Source organism: Desulfuromonas acetexigens, from assembly GCF_900111775.1.
Lineage (GTDB): Bacteria > Desulfobacterota > Desulfuromonadia > Desulfuromonadales > Trichloromonadaceae > Trichloromonas > Trichloromonas acetexigens.
Genome location: NZ_FOJJ01000012.1, coordinates 379,706 through 399,716, shown reverse-complemented (window position 1 = coordinate 399,716; position 20,011 = coordinate 379,706). Strand labels below are relative to the sequence as shown.

At 50.9% G+C, this 20,011-nt stretch carries 20 protein-coding genes; 2 read left to right on the top strand and 18 right to left on the bottom strand.

The genetic code is table 11. From position 1 onward, the window contains the following. Positions 1-223 precede the first annotated feature (223 nt). Positions 224-2,107, bottom strand: coding sequence for an asparagine synthase (glutamine-hydrolyzing) (asnB, locus tag BQ4888_RS08335; protein ID WP_092056330.1), 1,884 nt, complete (start codon positions 2,105-2,107; stop codon positions 224-226). Positions 2,108-2,482: 375 nt separating this feature from the next. On the opposite strand from asnB, the gene BQ4888_RS08330 reads away from it, so the two are divergent. Together BQ4888_RS08330 and BQ4888_RS08325 are read left to right on the top strand one after the other, a co-directional pair. Continuing rightward, entirely contained in the window at positions 2,483-2,713 is a 231-nt protein-coding gene (locus BQ4888_RS08330; RefSeq protein WP_170232797.1) for an AbrB/MazE/SpoVT family DNA-binding domain-containing protein, read from the top strand. Next, the gene (locus BQ4888_RS08325; RefSeq protein ID WP_092056326.1) at positions 2,701-3,153 is read left to right on the top strand and encodes a type II toxin-antitoxin system VapC family toxin; all 453 of its coding nucleotides are present in this window, start codon (positions 2,701-2,703) and stop codon (positions 3,151-3,153) included. Before BQ4888_RS08330 ends, BQ4888_RS08325 begins: the two co-directional genes overlap by 13 nt. A gap of 269 nt (positions 3,154-3,422) precedes the next feature. On the opposite strand, the gene BQ4888_RS08320 is transcribed toward BQ4888_RS08325, so the two are convergent. From BQ4888_RS08320 to BQ4888_RS08245, 17 genes are all read right to left on the bottom strand, one after another. Then, complete coding sequence (locus BQ4888_RS08320; RefSeq protein ID WP_092056324.1) at positions 3,423-3,845, bottom strand: type II toxin-antitoxin system VapC family toxin; 423 nt, start codon at positions 3,843-3,845, stop codon at positions 3,423-3,425. Next, a complete protein-coding gene (locus BQ4888_RS08315) occupies positions 3,842-4,075 on the bottom strand; it encodes a FitA-like ribbon-helix-helix domain-containing protein (RefSeq protein ID WP_092056322.1) in 234 nt (77 codons plus the stop codon). Before BQ4888_RS08315 ends, BQ4888_RS08320 begins: the two co-directional genes overlap by 4 nt. A 432-nt stretch (positions 4,076-4,507) precedes the next feature. After that, entirely contained in the window at positions 4,508-4,834 is a 327-nt protein-coding gene (locus BQ4888_RS08310; protein WP_092056320.1) for a type II toxin-antitoxin system RelE/ParE family toxin, read from the bottom strand. Then, on the bottom strand, positions 4,831-5,106 hold the full coding sequence (locus tag BQ4888_RS08305) for a type II toxin-antitoxin system Phd/YefM family antitoxin (protein WP_092056318.1): 276 nt from the start codon (positions 5,104-5,106) through the stop codon (positions 4,831-4,833). The genes BQ4888_RS08310 and BQ4888_RS08305 overlap by 4 nt, the downstream gene beginning before the upstream one ends. 580 nt (positions 5,107-5,686) lie before the next feature. After that, the gene (locus tag BQ4888_RS08300) at positions 5,687-7,246 is read right to left on the bottom strand and encodes a right-handed parallel beta-helix repeat-containing protein (RefSeq protein ID WP_092056316.1); all 1,560 of its coding nucleotides are present in this window, start codon (positions 7,244-7,246) and stop codon (positions 5,687-5,689) included. 49 nt (positions 7,247-7,295) lie between these two features. Continuing rightward, positions 7,296-8,513, bottom strand: coding sequence for a hypothetical protein (locus BQ4888_RS08295; protein WP_092056314.1), 1,218 nt, complete (start codon positions 8,511-8,513; stop codon positions 7,296-7,298). A gap of 7 nt (positions 8,514-8,520) precedes the next feature. After that, positions 8,521-9,726, bottom strand: a complete 1,206-nt coding sequence (locus tag BQ4888_RS08290; protein WP_092056312.1) for a glycosyltransferase — start codon at positions 9,724-9,726, stop codon at positions 8,521-8,523. Positions 9,727-9,933: 207 nt separating this feature from the next. Beyond that, a complete protein-coding gene (locus BQ4888_RS08285; protein WP_092056310.1) occupies positions 9,934-10,932 on the bottom strand; it encodes a polysaccharide deacetylase family protein in 999 nt (332 codons plus the stop codon). 188 nt (positions 10,933-11,120) lie between these two features. Continuing rightward, positions 11,121-12,206: a glycosyltransferase family 4 protein gene (locus BQ4888_RS08280; protein WP_092056309.1), complete on the bottom strand. Its 1,086-nt coding sequence runs from the start codon at positions 12,204-12,206 to the stop codon at positions 11,121-11,123. Continuing rightward, positions 12,206-13,261: a polysaccharide deacetylase family protein gene (locus tag BQ4888_RS08275; RefSeq protein ID WP_092056306.1), complete on the bottom strand. Its 1,056-nt coding sequence runs from the start codon at positions 13,259-13,261 to the stop codon at positions 12,206-12,208. The genes BQ4888_RS08280 and BQ4888_RS08275 overlap by 1 nt, the downstream gene beginning before the upstream one ends. Then, on the bottom strand, positions 13,251-14,159 hold the full coding sequence (locus tag BQ4888_RS17340; RefSeq protein ID WP_140396621.1) for a hypothetical protein: 909 nt from the start codon (positions 14,157-14,159) through the stop codon (positions 13,251-13,253). The genes BQ4888_RS08275 and BQ4888_RS17340 overlap by 11 nt, the downstream gene beginning before the upstream one ends. A gap of 31 nt (positions 14,160-14,190) precedes the next feature. Next, the gene (locus BQ4888_RS08265; protein WP_092056303.1) at positions 14,191-15,396 is read right to left on the bottom strand and encodes a glycosyltransferase; all 1,206 of its coding nucleotides are present in this window, start codon (positions 15,394-15,396) and stop codon (positions 14,191-14,193) included. A 191-nt stretch (positions 15,397-15,587) separates the two neighbouring features. Then, the gene (locus tag BQ4888_RS17335; RefSeq protein ID WP_140396620.1) at positions 15,588-15,908 is read right to left on the bottom strand and encodes a hypothetical protein; all 321 of its coding nucleotides are present in this window, start codon (positions 15,906-15,908) and stop codon (positions 15,588-15,590) included. 7 nt (positions 15,909-15,915) lie between these two features. Then, on the bottom strand, positions 15,916-16,884 hold the full coding sequence (locus BQ4888_RS08260; protein WP_092056301.1) for a glycosyltransferase family 2 protein: 969 nt from the start codon (positions 16,882-16,884) through the stop codon (positions 15,916-15,918). A 5-nt stretch (positions 16,885-16,889) separates the two neighbouring features. After that, positions 16,890-18,071: a glycosyltransferase gene (locus tag BQ4888_RS08255; RefSeq protein ID WP_140396619.1), complete on the bottom strand. Its 1,182-nt coding sequence runs from the start codon at positions 18,069-18,071 to the stop codon at positions 16,890-16,892. Between the two features lie 108 nt (positions 18,072-18,179). Then, positions 18,180-19,085: a glycosyltransferase family 2 protein gene (locus BQ4888_RS08250; RefSeq protein WP_092056296.1), complete on the bottom strand. Its 906-nt coding sequence runs from the start codon at positions 19,083-19,085 to the stop codon at positions 18,180-18,182. Between the two features lie 9 nt (positions 19,086-19,094). Beyond that, positions 19,095-19,937, bottom strand: coding sequence for a polysaccharide pyruvyl transferase family protein (locus tag BQ4888_RS08245; protein ID WP_092056294.1), 843 nt, complete (start codon positions 19,935-19,937; stop codon positions 19,095-19,097). Positions 19,938-20,011: the final 74 nt, after the last annotated feature.

Sequence of the window (20,011 nt, the reverse complement as noted above, 5' to 3'; positions counted from 1 at the left end):
AAAAACTTTCTGGTCCACGGAAAACACGGAAGGCACGGAATAAACCGAAAGGTCAAAGGCTTGGGTTTTGACAGGATAAAGGCGGATAACTGCGGATAAGGGCAGGATAAATCTTTGGGGCTTGGGTTTTAAACATCAGATTTTATCCGCCTTTATCCCGTCAAAAATGCTCTTCAAGATTTTGTCCGTGTCTTCCGTGCCTTCCGTGGACAGATCATCGCCTTTACCCGCCGAACCGCCGCCGCCAGCGGGAGAACATCAGCAGCCCCCACAGGGGCGTGCCGTTGTGCTCACGGCCGGACTGGTGGGCGTCCCAGAGTCGGCGGACATGGGTGCCATTGAAGAGCCCGTCCAACCCGCCATTAAACAGGCTGTCGTGGGCCAGCTCCCTGAGTTCGCCGCGCAGCCACTCGTCCAGCGGCACGCTGAAGCCCTGCTTCTTGCGATAGAGAATATCCGCCGGCAAGCGATCCTCGTTCATCTTCTTGAAAATGTATTTGGATTGTTCCCCCCGCAGCTTTTGCGTGGACGGCAGGCGGGCGGCGAATTCCAGCACCTTATGGTCGAGGATCGGCGCCCGCACTTCCAACGAATGGGCCATGCTCATGCGGTCGACCTTGACCAAGATATCCTCGGGCAGATAGCTATGGATATCCACGTATTGCGCCCGGCTCACCGGATCGGGATTGCGGTTGCGGGCGAAATGGGCGCCAAGCACGGCCTCGGCCCGGCTTGCGCCGACCTGGGCGGTAAACTCGGGGGTGTAGAGCAGGGCCTTAGCCTCCGGCTTGCAGTAGAAGGACATGTCCCGAAAATAGGCCTGCTCCAGCGGCAACGACAGGTTGGTGAGAAAGCCCTTCAGGCGCAACGGCCGGGGGAGAAAGTCGGCGCGGGGATAGATCCGGGCCAGCGGCCCGAGCAGCCCGGTACGCAACGATGCCGGAATTTTCCGGCGCAGACCGTCCTCGAAGCGGGTCATGGCGTAACGCCGGGTGTAGCCGGCGAAGGTCTCGTCGCCGCCATCGCCGGAGAGGGCCACCGTCACCCGTTGTCGGGCCATCTGCGACACATACCAGGTCGGCACCGCCGAGCTATCGGCGAAGGGTTCGTCGAAATGCCAGACCAATCGGTCGATGATCTCCAGCGCCTCGGGACGCACCACGAATTCATGATGTTCGGCGCCGTAACGCCTGGCCACCACCTCGGCGTATTCCAACTCGTTGAAGCGCTTCTCGGCGAAACCGATGGCCGCCGTGCGCACCGGCGCCCCCCCCTGCAAAGACATGGACGCCACCACCGCGCTCGAATCGACCCCGCCGCTGAGAAAGGCTCCCAGCGGCACATCGCTGATCATCCGCAGCCGCACCGCCTCGTCGAATACCTCGCGCAGCTCCGCCAACGCTCGCGCTTCCGGCACTTCCTCCGGCTCACGGTTCATGTCCAGATCCCAGTAACGACGCAAGCTCAGGCCTCCGGAGGAGACCACCGCCAGGTGGGCCGGCGGCAGCTTGCGGATCTCCTTGAAAATACTCATAGGGGAAGGGACGTAGCCAAAACTGCAATAGGCGTCGACCGCCGCCGGGTCAAGGGTGCGGGGGAGGGTCTCGTCAGTGAGCAGCGCCTTCATTTCCGAGCCGAAGACCATGCGGGAACCGTCGAAATGGTAGTAAAGAGGCTTTTTACCGAGCCGGTCGCGCACCAGCAGCAGAGTGCGGTTCGGCGCATCCCAGAGAGCGATGGCGAACATCCCCCGCAGCCGATCGACGACCGCCTCCCCCCACTGGCGATAGCCGTGGAGGATAACCTCGGTGTCACTGTGGGTACGAAAGCGGTGGCCGTGGGCTTCCAGTTCCTGTTTCAATTCGCGGAAATTGTAGATTTCGCCGTTGAAAACCACCTGCAAGCGGCCATCGTCGGTGGCCATCGGCTGTTCGCCGGTGTGCAGGTCGATGATCGCCAGCCGCCGGTGCCCGAGCCCCACGGCGCCGTCGACGAAGAGTCCCGCGCCGTCCGGGCCGCGATGGATCAGGGTATCGTTCATGCGCCCGAGCCGTTCACGCTCGACCGGGGCGCCCGTGAGGTTATAGATCCCGCAGATACCACACATTCAGTCAGAATCCTTCCATCCCTGCATAAAATATGTCATCCACGAAAAACGCGGACCTAACCGACAAAACCTGAATCTATCCACGGAAATCACGGACAAAATCTTTAAAATCTTTTTTGACGGGATTAGGGCGGATAAAATCGGATGTTAAAATCCAAAACCCAAAGACTTCTCCGGTTCTATCCGCAGTTATCCGCCTCTATCCTGTCCAAAACCAAGCCTTTGACTTTCGGTTTTCTTCCGTGTTTTCCGTGCCTTCCGTGGACAAAAAGCCTTTGGGGGAATTCCACCTTGACAGTCGGCCTCCCGCGCTTTACCTTCAGGTAAGGCATTATGCTTTTGTCACAACCCTGTTGCTCGGTGAGGAGGCCCATCATGCCCATGGCGAAACTCAGCAGCAAAGCCCAGATCGTTCTGCCCGCCGCCATTCGCAAGCGGTTGCACATCGAGCCCGGCGATACTCTTGAAATCACCGAGGAAAACAATGTCATTCTGATCCGCAAAGCGCCCGAATCGACGGCGGATGCCCTCGGCGCCTGTGGTTCAAGCCTCTGGCGGGACTACGAAAAAGAACTGGAGGAGGCGCGGGATCAATGGAGCGCCTGATTTCCGGCCAAGAACGCCATGGCGGGCTCTACGCCCTCGACACCGTCACCCTTATCTACTACCTCGAACGCCATCCCACCTATTATGCCGCCGCCAGAACCCTCTTCGAAAAGATCGAAGGCGGCGATATTTCAGCGGTCATTTCCTCGCTGGTCTTCGCCGAACTCCTGGTTCCGGCCTATCGCGCCGGGCAGCCGCAACTGGCCGAAAACGTCACGCACATTCTCAGCCATTATCCCAACCTGAGGGTGATCCCGCTATCGTCGGAGATCGCCGCCGCCGCCGCGCAACTGCGCGCCACGCACCAACTGCGCACCCCCGATGCCATTCATCTCGCCACGGCCCGACATGCCGGCGCACGGGGTTTCATCACCAACGACAAAGAGCTGAAAAAAGCCGCCGGCAACGATTGCGAAATTCTGCTCTTCGCTGACCGATAACCACCCCACGAGCAAATTCGACAAACCTGATCTGTCCACGGAAAGCACGGAAATCACGGACAAAATCTTGAAAGCTTTTTTGACGGGATAAGAGCGGATAAAATCGGATTTTAAAATCCAAAACCCAAAGATTTATCCGGTTCTATCCGCAGTTATCCGCCTTTATCCTGTCCAAAACCAAGCCGTTGACCTTTCGGTTTTCTTCCGTGTTTTCCGTGTTTTCCGTGGACCAAAAGATGCAATCGACTTTGGCCGGGCTCAGGTCTACGTCACGCCAGCAGTTCCGCCTGCCCCGCCAGGGGGGTGTTTTCCAGCAGGGCGACCAGTTTGCCGTCCGCCGTCAACATACGGGTATCGTAAACACCGGCCAACGCCACGTACAGGGCATCATAAACCGTGACTCCACACGCCAGGGCAATATCCAGGGCCAACGGCAGGAGAGTCCGCCCTGCTTCGATGCGCAGCGGCAAAGACCCAATGGCCGCGCCAATCTCCCGAGCTTCGGCTTCGGTCAACTCGCCCCGGCGCACCTTCTTCCACAGGATGTTGCCCGTCTCCGGATAGATCAGATCCGGCGCCAGCAACTCCACGGCCCCCTCCTCCACCCGGGCGACCCACGTCCCCGCCTGCTCTGAACCGGCTTCGGGGATATAGGCCTTGATCAGCACACTGGCATCGACTACCCGGATCATCGACCACGGTCTTCCCGCAACAAGTCGACGCTATCGGAAAAATTCCCGCCCCTGGCCAGCAAACGCTCCCGAATGGCTGCGGCACGGTGGGCGACATCTCGCCCCAGACGGGCGCTGCTGATGAGAATATCGCTGACTTCCTGCTGCAAGGGGCGATTGTGTCGCCGGGCCCGTTGTTTGAGTTCCTCCACGACTTCGTCGGGAAGATTGCGAACCAGAATGTTAGGCATGACGACCTCCAACATGATAGCAATATGATAGCACGCAGCCGTTAAAGATAATTACGTGAGGGTTTTTCAGCTGCGAACAAAACCGGGGAAAATCTTAATCTGTCCACGGAAGGCACGGAAATCACGGACAAAATCTTGAAAAGCTTTTTGACGGGATAAGGGCGGATAAAATCTGATGTTAAAAGTCCAAACCCTGGATTAATCCTGCCTTTATCCGCAGTTATCCGCCTTGATCCTGTCCAGAACCCAGCCGTTGACCTTTCGGTTTTCTTCCGTGTCTTCCGTGTTTTCCGTGGACAAAGGCCTTTAAAATCTTTTTTTGACGGGATAAGAGCGGATAAGGTCTGATGTTAAAACCCAAACCCTAAAAGACTTATCCGGTTCTATCCGCAGTTATCCGCCTTTATCCTGTCAAAAAAGCCTTAAAATCGACTACCGAACCAACCGTTGCAGCAGAAAATCTTCAACATTCCGGCGGGCATCGAGCAGCGCCAGGATATAGACGCTCCCCTCCGTGATGCGAAAAACGATCCGCCAGGGGTCGACAATCAGTTCGCGATACTGACCGATGCCCTGCGCTTGCAGCTCCGGAACGATTCGGCCGCGCTCGGGATGATCCTTGAGGGCATCGACTTGCCGGCGGATCTTTTTGAGGATGTGCAATGCATTGCCCGGACTGTCCAGGGCGATATAGTCGATGACGCCGACCAGATCCCGTTCCGCCGTATGGGTCCAGACCACCCGAAAACTCGGGATCATCGGCGTTGCAGTTCCTTTTCCAGTCGCTCGAAGAGGTCGTCATGGGCGGTATGTTTCCCCTCCCGCACGTCCGCTTCCCCCTGGGAAACAAGTTTCAGCAGACCGATGACGTTGCGCATCTCCTCGTAACTGCGAGCATCCTGCAAGACCGCCCGGGCTTCCCCGTTTTGAGTGATGATCACCGGCCGCTGGGTTTCATTGACCTGTTTGAGCAGCTCGGCGGTCTTTGCTTTCAGATAGGTTACGGGCTTGATGTCGTTGGTAATATGCATGGGCACCTCCAGTCTTTTTAGCGTACCTAATTCAGCGCCAAAACAGAAGCGGAGAAATGATTGCGGAACGGACATCGCCCCTCACCCCTTCAAATCCCGGTGAAGAGAAAATCCGGTGAAGAGAAAATCGAGGGCGGCGACAACGGTACGGACGTAAAGGCATTAGAATCTTTTTTCTGTCCACGGAAGGCATTGAAATCACGGACAAAATCTTGAAAATCTTTTTTTGACGGGATCAGGGCGGATAAGATCTGATGTTAAAAGTCCAACCCCAAAGACTTATCCGGTTCTATCCGCAGTTATCCGCCTTGATCCTGTCCAAAACCAAGCCGTTGACTTTCGGTTTTCTTCTGTGCTTTCCGTGTTTTCCGTGGACCAAAAGTCTTTAAAATCTTTTCCTGTCCACGGAAGGCACGGAAATCACGGACAAAATCTTTAAAATCTTTTTTTGACGGGATAAGGGCGGATAAAATCTGATGTTAAAACCCAACCCCCCAATGCTTCATCCTGCCCTTATCCGCAGTTATCCTGTCAAAAAAGCCTTAAAATCGTTCCGGTTTTCAGAAATTCGCACGGCGACTCACTTGAGGGCTTGCGGTAGCGCAAAAAGATCGCAGCCCCCGCCGCCGTCCACCAATTCAAAGGGGCCGAGATCGGGTGCCTCCTTGCGGGGGGCGTTTAAAAAATCGAAGCGGACATGTTCGTTGGGCAGCCCCTTGCCGGCGAGGGGGCGGGAATTGACCACCTTCAAACGACCTTCCCCGGGATTTTCAAAGAGGTCGGTAAAGGACTTCCCCAACCAGCCCCCGGCAAGGGTCAGGTTGTTCTCCATCAGCGCGAAGCCGCCGTCACGCTCGCGGATCTTGCCGTCGAGCAGGTTGTTCTTGACCACCGCCGTCGACTCGTCGAAACGCACGTCGATTCCCGAGGTTTTAAAGAGCAGATTATTCAGCACCTGGGTATTGCGCGACTTGTTGAGATAGATGCCGACGTCGCTGGTATAGAGGATGACGTTGTTGCGCATGATGCCGTCGGTATGCTCAACGGTGTTGTCCTTTTGCCGCGACGCCCCCTTGCTCGTCCCCCCGCCGCCGAAGGAAAGTCCCAGGCGCACCCCCCCGGCATGGGCATATTCCCCCACTACCAGGTTGTTCTCGAAGACCCCGCGCGAGGCGTTCCCCTTGATGAAGGCCGCCGTGCTGATGCGGTCGCCGCCCCCCTTGGCGTAGTCGGCGAAAAAGTTTTCGCGGATGGTCCAGTCGTCGACTCCCACCGCGTCGATCGGCACCACCGGCGAGCTGGTATCGCGAACGGTTGAATTATAAAAGCTGTTCCCTTCGATCAGCGCCCCGTCGGGGAAGTTCCGGCCCCCCTCGCGGCTGTCGAGCCCGTTGCCCTTGATCATGGCGTTGAACTCGTGCACCCGGCTGTTTCTCAGCACGAAACCCCGGCCGCGCCCGACCACATGAAAGGCATGTTCGCAGGCGCCGTGATTTTTACAAACGCCCTCGATCTCCAGATTCTCAAAGACCCAGAACGGGGCATCGACCACAAACCCCTCCAGGCTGTTCAATGCGAGGCGCACCTGGCCCAACTCCTCGGCCCGCACCTGAATGGGCCATTCCGCCGTTCCGGCGCGCTGGATACCGATGCCGCGCGTATCGAAGCGGTAGGTTCCCGGCGCCAGGGTGATCACATCCCCCGGCTCGGCGCCATTGATCGCCTGCGACAGCTCCCGCGCAGTCGACACCGGAACCGCGCGCAGGCCTTGCGGGCGCACATGGGCCGCGACAGCCTTCGGCTCAAGCCAGAGACCGGGTACCGCCTGACCGGTCGGAGAATAATAAAAAGGTGTCAAGGCCCGACTCTTGCGCGCCCCCTGCCCCGCCCAAGCGGGATCGTCGTAAGGGGGTAACCGCAGCTCCGACGGCTTGAGGGGATCGGGAGCGACCATGCCGGCCAGCAGCGGAGAGGCGTCGAGACCGGTCTTTTCCAGCACCTTCATGGCCAGAACCCGCGGGGGCAACTGATAGGACTTGAGCAGCAGACCCGTCGCGACCAGCCCGCCGACCAGACAGAGCAGACCGAAGAGCGCCAACAGATTGCGCAGCAGGTGAAAGCTTTTTCCGATAAAGGTCATTGAGCCGTCCGTTCCTTTCCAGCCGGGGCGAAGGCGCCGGCAGTGCGCCTCAGCTCGACTTGGCGCGGATCGCTTTCAACAGCTTACGGTACGATGTCGTCGCGCCGTTCAGCCGAGCGGGAATATCGCCGAAGTAAAAGGCGGCTGTTCCCGGCAGATCGTCCCAAGCGAAAACCTCATCCCGGCAACTCGCCAGGCACTTCAGCGTCGACCAGAGGCGGCGGGGCGTCGATTCCTCGGGATAGTCGAGAGCGGTCAGCCGCCCGCGCAGAGCGAAATAAGCGCTTTTCCCCAGGGCCTTGAGACTCGACACGGTCATTGACCGGACCGTCGCCGGCACCGGGATGTCATACCCTTGCGCCCGCAGGGCGTAGAGCGGTTCGGGATAACCGCAGACCAACACCTTGGCGGTGGTGCCGCCGAAGCGGTGGTTGATTTCGAGGAAATGGTTCTCGCCCGTCGCCCCATCCGCCAGAAACTCGAAATGATAGTGCCCGACCAGGTCCATCGCCTCGGTGAACGCCGCGCAGCGTGCCTTGAAGTCATCGCTCAGCGCCGTCGGCCGCAGGGTCAGCGTCACCCCCTGAAACTTGCGCTCCACGAGAAAACCCGCCATCCCCAGGGTCTCTCCGTCGGCGGTGCGGGTGCCGTGGACCACGAGATTGGGCAGACTTTTAAAGGGTTGGCCGATCACCGGACCGCGAAATTCCATGGAAGCAAGAAAACCGCGCAGCTCGATCACCGAAGCAACATTCTGCACCTTAAACGTCGGCTCGACCACGCCGGGGGCGGACGGCCGCAGGCAGAGGGGGAAATGGTCGGACGGAATTTCCTCGGTAAAATCGCAAGTCGAAAAAAGATAGGTCGGCAACACGTTCAGCCCGACTTGCCGCGCCGCTTCGATCTGCGCCGCTTTGTCCAGCACTCGGCGCAGCATATCGGCGGGGGGCAGCCACAGAGGGATGTTCGCGGGCAGATTCGGCCGCTGCTCGTTGAGCCATTGGGCGATATTCTCGTCGATGCAGGTCAGCCCCGAGGCGTCGAAGTCGCCGAGAAAGCGGACGATATTTTCCCGCCCCCGCTCGGTATAGAGATCGTCGCGGGAGAGGCAAACCGATCCGGCCAGATACTTCGAGGCGGGACGCGGCTCGCCCGGCCCCTGCACAGCGATCAGACCGGGCGCCAGCCCCGCCCGCCCCCAGCTACGGATGCAGGCAAGAGTCGGCGGCCCGAAGGCCCCGAGGATAACCGGACGCAATGGCTTCATGGAGGAATCATCCTGCGAGTTCGCGGTAAAGGTTATGGTAGCGGGCCAGCATCGCCGTCATGCCATATTCGGTGTCCACCATTATCCGGGCCTCGCGGCCCATCGCCGCCAACGAATCCGGTTCGGCCAAGACCCGGGCCAGCGCCGCCGCCAGGGCATCTCCGTCACCGACGGGGACCAGCAGGCCCTGACGCCCGTCCCGAACCAGCCGCACATTCCCCCCCACCGCCGTGGCGATGAGCGGCAGGCCGCAGGCCATGGCTTCGAGAACGGCATAGCTCAGTCCCTCGGTGTCGCTGTTCAGGACAAAGGCGTCGAAACAGGGCAAAAGCTCGGCGACATCCGCCCGCCGCCCAAGAAAAAGAACCCGCTCGGCGATCCCCAGGGTTTCGGCCAGCTCGCGCAACTCCCCGGCCAGTTCCCCGTCGCCGACCAGCACCAGATGCGCGGCAGCGGCAGTGCCCGTGACGGCTTGGGCGAAGGCTCGCAGCAGGCCGCGATGGTTCTTCACCGGCCGCAGCGCCGCGACGCAGCCCAAAAGCAGTCCCTCTTCCGGCAGGCCCTTGTCCCGACGCAAAGCCCGCCGAGCCTCGGGGGAAGCAACCGGAGCGAAGCGTTCGGTGTCGATGCCGTTGGCGATCACGTCCACCGCCGCGCGCGGGATGCCGGTCAGGGTGGTCAGCAGCTCGGCGGCCTCGTCGGCCACCGCCGTTACCCGCGCCGAAAGACGAAAGACCCCGCGCAAGAACAGCTTGCGCGGCAGCGAGAATTGTATCAGCCCCTGCTCGACGCCATGAAAGGTCTCGACGCAACGACATCCGGCCAGCTTGGCCGCCAGGGCCGCGTCCGGCCAGGGAGCGAGATTGTTCACATGGACGATATCGACCCGCTCCCGACGGAAAAGCTCGGCCAGGGGGCGAAAGGCCATGTAGCTGCGCCCACGGATGCCCAGGGCATGGCAAGGGAGTTCCAGCCGCAATTCGTCAAGCAGCGAACGATCCGCGCCGAGAATCGCCAGGGAATGGCGCATCTCCTCCCCGGACAACCCCTGAACCAGGCGCGCCACCCCCATCTCGGCGCCGCCCATGCCGAAATTTCCGAGAACGTGCATGATGTGAATGGGTCGTGATGACAAGGCAAAATCCTCATGGTTGGGGATGACGGGCGCGCATCGGTGCCGTTTCACCGTTTCCGCCATGTAGGGGCGCAGCATGCTGCGCCCTGGTGCAATGACGTACCCCGCGACAACCGGGCCCAAATCGCCGCCGTTTCACCGTTGCCGCCACGTCGGGGCGACCCGGTGGGTCGCCCTACCCGGTGGGTCGCCCTACCCGGTGGGTCGCCCTGGGTTTTCCCCGACCAACCGGGTTGGGCGCAGCATGCTGCGCCCCTACGTCAAAATCGGATTTCCCCGACGACCTTACAACCGGTCCAACAACTGCCCACCGAAACGGGCCAGGCTCAAATGGGGCGGCATGGGCGGGAAGGTGTCGCAGCGGTCGCGAGCCATTTCCGCCAGGTCGTTCCGGGTCAACCCGTCCAGGGTCCGCACCGAGAAATCCCCGGCGTTTTCCCCCAGAAACCGGCACAGCTTCTCGAAGCGGCGGATCACCTCCCGGCGCGGGCGCGCCCGGCGATATTGCACGTCATAGGCCTTGAGGAAACTGAAGGAGTGCAGAATCACCGTGACATTGCGCGGCCCCGCGCCGTCGCGGGCGGCGGCGAGGACCCGGCGCATCTCCTCGAAGCTGACGCCGTTGATATCCAGGGGCATGGGACGGCGGGGACGCAATCCGGTCTGTTCGATGAAATTGGTCACCGGCAACTCAAAGAACCCGTCCCGCTCGGCCAGATCGTTCAGTCCCCAGTCCGGCAACCGGCAGGGGCCGCCGAGAAAGGCCTGATTATAGGAACTGTCGAGCAGAAAACCGTTGACGGCCAAGGCCTTGAGGGTCGCCTCGTCGGCGCCGAAACAGCCGGCGCGGAAAGCGGTCGGCGACGGCGCGCCGCAGTCGATGAGCATTTCCCTGGCCTCGGCGAGCAGTTCCGTCTGCCGCGCCAGGGGATAGTCGGCGCAGAGGTCGGAACAGGTCAGATCCTGCGGGCGGGCCAGGGTGAAATTGAGGTAGTTGGGATGCAGATGGAGCTGCACGTCATGCCCGCGCCGGAGGATGCTTTCGACCACCCGGCGGGTTTCGTCGGCGCCGAAGAAATGGCGATTGAAGACCTCGACGAAAAAGACCAGTTTCAGGCCAAAGCGCTCGGCGATCTCCATTTGCAAGGGGATGCCGTAGTCCCTGCCGCCGATCCGCCCATAAATGCGCTTGTCGTTACCGACGGGCTTCAGGGCCGGATCGGCAAAGGCGCCGCCGATGCTGTGCTCGGTGTCGATGGTGAGGAAGACGTTGATTGGCAACATAGATTAATTGTTTACCCGTAGGGGCGCAGCATGCTGCGCCCTTCTTCGAAATACATCTGCCTTGCACAACCATGGGCACAACCATGGGCATGGGCATGGGGATGGGGATGGGGATGGGCGCAGCATGCTGCGCCCCTACGGCCAATCCAATCCACATATACCAATTCGGGCGACCCGCCGGGTCGCCCCTACGATGAAACAACCTCCGTCACCAACGGCAACAACGCCTCCCGCACCCGGTCGGCGGAATATTTTTCGCATTCCTTGCGGCCGTTGGCGATCAGGCGTTGGGCGAGATCAGGGTTTTCGAGCAGATCGATCACCCGCGCCGCCAGGGCCTCGTCATCGTCGAGATCGACCAGCAGCCCGGTCACGCCGTCCGCGACCATGTAGGGAATGCCCCCGGCGCGGGTAGAGACGACCGGCAAGCCGCAGGCGTAGGCTTCGAGGATGGTGCCCGGCAGGTTGTCGACGTTGGAGGCGTTGACCGAAATGTCGTTGGCGTCGTACAGGGCCTGGATGCCGGCGTGGTCGATGCGGCCGTGAAAGGTGGTCGCCGATGCCACTCCCAGTTCGCGGGCCAGATTTTCCAGCATCCGCCGCTCGCCGCCGTCCCCCACCACCGCCAGCGTCGCCTCTGGGTAGCGCGCCCGTACCCGGGCAAAGGCACGGATGACACAGGCGACGTTGTAGATCTCTTCCAGGCTGCGGGTGACGATGAGCCGGGGCGCGAGAGGTTCCCGTCGACGGAAACGGAATTGGTCGAGGTCGGCGATATTGGGGACGATGGTCGGGGTGATGGCGAAGGCGTCGACAAAAGCCTGTTGCAGAAAACCCGAGGGCGTGGTGATGCGCTCGACGCGGCGCAGAACCGGCGCGACCAGCGGCTTGTAGCGGGCGAAAAAATCCGCCGCCGCCCCCCCCCGCGCGCTGAGGATGACAGGGATGCCGGCGAGCTTGCAGAGAAGCAGAGCCGGATAGGTGATCCAGAAGAAGAAGTTGAAGAAACCGGTGAGAAAGTAGACAACCTGCGCCTGACGCGCCGCCCCGTGCAGATGGAGCAGAAAAAGCAGCGAGTTGACCAGGGTGCGCAGTCCGGGGATGTTCCGGACAAAGGCCAATGCCGCCGGAAACTCGGTGTTGGTGCGCACGCATAGCACCCGAAAACCCGCCCCTTCGAGCAGGGCTGCCAGCTTGACGGCCTGAATCGCCATGCCACCCATGGGTGGGGGGAAGGGGGAAACGAGGCAGATGGTTTTCGGTGAAGGGGGCATCAAGATCCAAATCCAAATGAACGGGATATATATTTGATTGTACTTCTGATGTTTCTGAGGATTTCTAAAAGGCCTGATAGTTCCGCCTCAAATTCGATTTGCGAAATATTTTCGCCGTCCAAGAATCTTGGTATGGCTAATAGATTTGTTTTTGATGATGCGAGACCTGGTTCACAAGTAACAGCCGATTTGATATCAAGGCGAGTCAATTCTTCTAAAGTATTCAGAGAATATTCACCACTGGGGTAGCAGAGGTGGACTAATCTCTTATTTACCAATGGTTCAAGATGTTTGCGATTGTTAGTAACTTCTTCAAAAAGTTCAGACAAATCGTCAGCAGGGAATCTGTGCCGATATGTATGAAGCTGAATATCTACGCAGGCCATAGACGCTTGGCGTATGTCTTCATCATCCATTAATTTAAAAACTTTTTTTTCTAAAATTCCCTTCCCATCGAAACCTAAATACTCTGCATAATTCATTACCGCTGCTGTCCGTTCAGGCAAGGTCTGCAGAGATTCAATATAATTCAGAACATTATCTTGGCAAAGGCGACCGTTTTCGTCTTTTACAGAAACATTGTCGCCGTTGTTACAGAAACAGACTTTCGGATTAAAATTGTTTTTATTGGCCTTCCAGGTGAGATACCGAACCACAACATTGAGGACGCTAACCTTTTTCAGTGAATAATAACTGGTTATATAAATAGTTGCCGGGAATGAATACTTCTGGACAACCGGAATCGACTTAGAAAAAGTATGATACCAACCATCATCAAACGTGATAACAACGGAATTAGAGGTAATTTCCTTATTTTCAATATGGTTACATGCATCGCTTAATGATATTACATTGCATTTTTCTTTTTTTAGGTACTCAATTCGTGAATTAAAGGTTTGCTCTCGCATGAACAAGAGAGGATTAAAAAGATGCTCATCGTCAATTGACACCCCATGATAGCACAAAATACGCAATCTATCTTTTGTTAACAATTTTGATAACTTAAAAAAGCCAACATATTTTAGACAGTAAAGAACATTAGTTTTAAATGACATTGTCCAAATCAACCTCCGGGAAATGTTTAAACACGTCTGTTCGTGACCATAACCGGAGGAACCGCTTTGGTTGATATAAACCTTCTTCGTATAATTTTCGTCTTTTTGTGCTCTTCATTGTTGCATCCAACACGGCAGCGTCATCGGCACCAACACACAGAACCAACGAACCGAATTTACGGGCCAACTCCCCTATCTCACCTAAGTGGGGACTTATCTCTTTTAGGACCGGGTCGATATACCAGCCCATTTGCATTGTTCCTTTGATATGTTTATTTCTATGCAAAACATATGAAGTAAGCAAGCAATCATCATAGTAGAGATCTGCCGAAAATCTTGCATTTTCCAACTTCGGCAGATGCAATTCAAGCAAGGGAGAAAATCCTTTAACCCTAAAAAGAATATACTTGAAAGCAGAGACCTTATCCCACCCTTTCAAATCGAAAAATATCGACCTTGGGATGCCGGCGATATTAGCATGATAGGTTTTAAGGGGTATGAATTTACCGGAAAAGATTAAGACAGGAATCACACCAGAATCTTTGTTAAGTGGCGGGAATTCTGATTCCTTATATTCAGAAAAAAACGATTTTACTTTATTAGCAAGAAGAATATCGCATCCATGCAAATTCGAATGAATAGTTTTTGATATGAACATTTGATTAACGATACTTAGATAAAAAAAAGATCTAAGATCGATGTCATCTGCTCTACTGCTGATATTTTCCTCTAGGCATTTTAAATATTTTTTGCAATCGAAAACAGTCGATGTTTTTAACTTACTGTAGAGTTCTCCGAAGCATGGAAAACCTATCCTTGTCCATATTTTCGATTGATATTCGATATTTTTATAATTTTCATCGAGGAAACGTCTGATATGAACCCACCCGACTTCCATGCATTTATTCCAATGGTTAGCGATGATAGAATTACAAAGACGATTCACTGAGAGTGTTAAACAAATTGGCAAATTGTTTTGCCTTAGTTCGCCTGGAAAATTCACTAATATCGTAGTCGTAGTTAAAAGTCCCAGAAATAACCTTGTCTATAGAAGACGCGACCGTCTGTGGAGTATCACATACGAAACAGAAGTCAAACCTACTTACGAACTGACCGACAGCGCTATTTACTGGTGAATTCGATATGATCGGCTTTTTAGCGCGTAGGTATTCATAAACCTTACCAGGTATTTGGTTATTATAGGTCTCACCCTGTATGACAAGCAGCGCATCGACAGTCAACATCTCTATTAGGCTATTTCGGTAGTCGATACTCGGCAAAAACTCTACCAAATCAAGAACATTAGCATTAGCGGCATATTCAATATATTTTTCAGGGGCTCTGGCCCCCCGGAACAACAACCTGAAAGATTCATTTGAAATTTTTTGTTGATTTTTTAGGATCTTGAGTCCCTCAAAAACTATTTTTGGATTTCTCCCATTTTCATAAATTGCACCACTATGGAGAATTTTAAAAATACCTCTATTGTCATTTTTATCAGGTTCTAAACCATTGAAAAATTCGTCATTGAATCCATTTTCAATGACGTTGAATTTATTTTGGTAAATTTCATACTTATCGGAATAGAGTTTTTTCATGTGGCCTGTAACAAAGGTTACAGAATCAGAGTATTTTATGGTTTCACGATCAATGTACTTACTTATTGTACTATCATTAGTTTTTTTATAATGGAAAGACATTGGGTCACGATAATCTGCTACCCATCGAATTCCATGAGTTTTTTTTAGGGCCAACGCAATAGCATGTGATGTCGCAATAGGATACGTTGACCAAACAATGTCTGGCCTATGTTTTTTAATGATATCTCTTCCTTTAAAATAACCATCAAAAAACCAAGTCGACCAACGATCCGGGGCACTCAATATTTTTAGATATTTCCCTTTAAAAGAGAAGTCACGAGCTGCATTAAAAGAAAAAGCACGATACAGATTTTCTGAAGCACAGGAAGGAATTGTTCTCGATTCATCGATAAAATCATAAGCTGTTGGCTTGACAGTCAAAACTATAGGTTGCCATCCAAATTCAGGCAAATACTTGCTGAGGGACAACGGTCTCTCGACACCTGCACCCTTACCTGGTGGATATTCGAACGCTATGAGCAGTACATTTTTCATAAAAACAAACAAGCCCCAATGTCGAATCTAAATTATCTGGAAAACTGCCGATTGAAAATGAAACCCGCTTCACGCATTGCCGTATCACCCCTAATGATTACGAATACAGGATTCTTTTTCCCAGCCTTCTTGAATTGACCTATAATTTGCGACGCCGCACGGGCGCTCGTTCCCTCATGGGGGCCTCATGGTCAGTAAACAAAAACAATTTTATTGTCCGGGATTTTTATTTTACTAAAATCCGTATCCCATACCTCTCGTTCAGTCATTTGGATACCACCGACGATTTGAATGTCATGTGTACTAACAGCGATAAAAAAGCCTTGCCCTTGATCATACAAGTATTTAGCATAAACAGCTGTTACACGTGGTACCTCTGGATAGTATTTTGGACGTGGCATTAATCCGATTGCGACATTTCTCTCATTTAGAGGATGCATAAGATTTTTTGCATTTACATTAGTGCCAGAAAAAAGAAGGACTAGAATCGCTATCAATAGTGTTTTTTTCATAAGCACCTCAATTTCTGTGATCTCTTTTAAAAATAAGACAGATAAAAGATTTTGAAAATTCTATAAAGTCATTGAAACAGATGCCATAATTCAAACTATCTAAACAATACATAAGGGCATCAGAATACATCCCGTACTTTCTTTTACAGATAGCCACAGTATGATGGATTTTCTTTAATTCTTTAGCTATTTTTCGGTTCTCACTACTGTTAAATTGATTACTTTTTCGATATCCATCAAACAAGAGAATTAAATCATTCCACTTCTTTATATCATTTTCATAATTATCCGTAGTTAAACTATCCCCATGCTTATAGAGGCAATATGTCACGACAGTAATATAGGCGAATTTAATCCCATGGCTTAGTGACAACCTAATGCCAAAATCCCGGTCTTCTGCGTAAACAATATCTTCACGAAATAAATTTTCTGCCGCGAGAGATCTCGGCAACATGATTGTTCCGAGGTGAAAAAAATTTTCCTGGATAAGAGGGATTGCGATACTACTCTCAATATAAACTACATCATTTTCCCGAATTGAAGGTAATTCCCTAAGAGTTCTCTTGTTTTCGAAAAAAACACCGATGTTTTTTTTTGATGCATCATCAACAATATAAAAGTCACCAAAAACAACATTGACATCTTTTTTAGACAATATTGCATGCCGCAAACTTAGATGACTCGGCAACCACTCATCGTCAGAATCGAGGAATGCAACATATTTACCGTTTGAATTTAGAATACCTGTATTCCTTGCCCCACATGCCCCTTTCGACCGTTGATTTACTAGATATTTAAGATTTTGAAATTTTTTTTGCAGATCAGTAACGATAGTAAATGTGTTATCCTTTGAAAAATCATCAACTATTATAAGCTCAATATTCTTATATTCTTGAGAATATACACTTTCGATTGCTCTGCTTATAGTTTTCTCTCTATTAAATGTGGGTATTATCACTGATATAAGATCGGGCATCAACCTCACCTCATCATTTTAAGACTTGATTCAATTTCATATAAAAGAAGCTTAGACCTATTTTCCCATGAATTTTCCTTGGCAAAGCTTTTAAGCACATCCACATTTTTATAAAGTTTTTCTTGCAAAATAGACTCGAGGTAGGCAAGAAATGTTTCATGGCTATCAGCAACATAAATCAGATTTTTGATTTCCTCGGCTGTCTTGATGTTTGTACTTACTATTGTTTTTCCCATGCTCATATAGTCATGATATTTCAACAAATCGTTACCATTTGTATGTTCATTGACGAGAAAAGGTACTATTGAAACGTCGAAATAATTGATATAATTTGGCAATACGTCATAACTTACGGGCTCAAAAATAAATATATTTTCTACTTTTTTGAATTTATCAACAAAAGTTTTATCGTATGGCCCAACAAACAAAAAAGCACAATCACGTCTATTTTCTGATAGGTAGTCAATTAAGTCATAATCGACACGACTCTCGTTAACCCATCCACTGTAGCCAATAATATACTTATATTTTTCTTTTATTTTCTCTATTTCATCGATTGTGCTGTAAGCATTACGATTAAAATTATCATAATTTGTAGAATTTCTAAGTACTAAATTTTTCTTGTCAGGAAATTGATATTTATTCGCTACATGGTCATTAACATACGTGATGATATCAGCTTTTTCCGTAAATTTCTCTATATTACGTCTATAAATAGCTAAACCACTTTTATTTAGCTTATATTCAAGAAAGTCATCAGAATAATCAAAAATAGTCAAAGTTGAATTTTGTATCAGTTGTTCAATCAGACTTGTAAGGTGAGTATTAGGGCAATTCAAATAAAGAACATATGGCAGATCTCCGTTGAAATCTCGAAACAACCTTCCATAGAAGTAGCTTTCAATTGATTTAAAGATTTCGGACCTTGATGATAATGGCACGAAATGGACGGGAGTATATTCAAATATCTTTTCTGAATTCACGATATTTACATAGCCATATTCTTTCGGCTGTAGTTTTTTAAGATAAAAACTACTATAGTTCGGGTATTTTTCTGGGTTAACATATAAAGAACGTTCAAATATTTCAAAACTACTCATATGATAAAATACACTTTGAGTTCTCTTCCACATATTACTCCATGGCATCAATCCAAAGCATATCAGATTATATTTTTCTTTATTCATATCAGGGCTTTCTTAAAAATATTTTTGCTAAAAAGCACACTGTTAATAATGCACATGCGACGAGAATTTTAAATCATCTGATAGACATTATTAATCACCTCAAAAAGTCTACTTGCCAGAACGCCTTATATACCTTCCCCATGTTGTAGCAATATTAATGATCTCAACCATAGCACCATATTTTTTAAAAAGTATAATATTCCCAATCACTATCAAGCATCTCTTCGCGATATGAAGGAATGGCCATGCAGGGTAGCCAAAAATCTTTTTTGGCTTAATTAGGGGCTCAGATTGAACCGCTGCAATAGAACGGCCAATCCTATAATACCGCTTCCATACTGCCCTGACAGTCATTTCTCGAGGTTGTACAATGTGAGCGATTTTTGCATTGGGAGTAAACCAAAGCCCAAAACCAAGTTCATATGCCTTTTTCGCAAAATCAGTGTCTTCTCCCCCGGCGGCATCTTGACCAGCAATCCATAAATCTTCCCTTAAGGTAACTTTTTGGAATACTTCCTTCCGAACCAACATATTTGCGCCCTTCGCTAAATGGTAAGGCACATTACCCTCAGGCATCGTGATCGGCGTACAACCGCATGAACGACCAATATCTGTCAACTGTTTTAACCATGTTGGTGGGTGGCCTAACCAATAAGGTCTGATCTGACCAAGAAAAAGAGCTGCCTCAGGATGTTGATTGGCCGCAATAAGAAATGCTGATAACCATGATTTCACGGGTACAACGTCATCATCGGTCAATACAATTAAATCACCGCGCGCCTCTTCCAAGCCTTTATTAATGGCAAATACTTTTCCTTTTCTTCTTTCATAAAAATATTTCAACGGTATTTTTTCTAAATATTCTTTTATTATCGATGAAGTACTGTCATTACTTGCATTGTCCACGACAATAAACTCCACACCAATTTCGGGCAATTCCAATTGGCAAAATGCGTCCAATGTGATTGGTAGAGTTTTTTCACCATTATGCGTTGCCAATACAACAGAAATCATTTTATTGAATCAGTTTCTTTTGTTATTTCCAATTGACAATAATGTCTTTCGAAACAGAGAATCTAACTGATTTATTTTTTCTGAAATACGATCACTATTCTTATTTGATTTGCTTAATTCCAATTCAATTATTTTAGTTGTCGGTTTTACCCTGAATGGTATTTGTTCATAGTCAATAGACGAATTATAATCGTCAAATTTAAAACCAGTACCTATTACCTTGTCCGATAGTTCAATCCATACGTTTGGTATTCCGAGCGCATCAGCAACTATGATACCATGTAATGATGACGACACAATTAGATCACATTTTGATATGCAACTAATTACATTCTTAGCTGAATTTTGTACATCAATAATACAACCACTTGCCCCTAGCTCAATCTTTTTCTCTGTCAACCAAGGATTATTCTTGTCGACAAAATGGGGTACAATACCAACAGAATATTCTTTTTTTACGAGTCTTGATCGCAACAGCCTTCCAGCTAATAAGCCCATATCACCCGTCGGTGTACTCAAGGGAAGTTCGAGATTTTTTTTTGACAACTCACCTCTCACTGATACAAATTTAGCATATTTAAGGCTTGCTTTTGTATCGTCTATCAGTCCAGTTCCTAAAATAATACCTGAATAATCGCTCGGAAGCATATGAATCAAACTTCCAACTACGACAATATCGGCCTCTTTAACATCTGAATATAGTGGGGTATAACCATAGCTACAAAACAGTTCGGGAGTTAACAAGTCACCAAAATTTTTATTCTTTCTCCACCAGAATACTTTGATCCCATTATTTAGAATTTTTGCCTTATATAATAGACGTGCCTTCTGGAGTTTATGAAATAAGCGCATATAGAAATCCCTTTAATAGTCATTGACTTAATAAAAAATCAACATCAATCAAATAATAGTTATCATTAATCTAG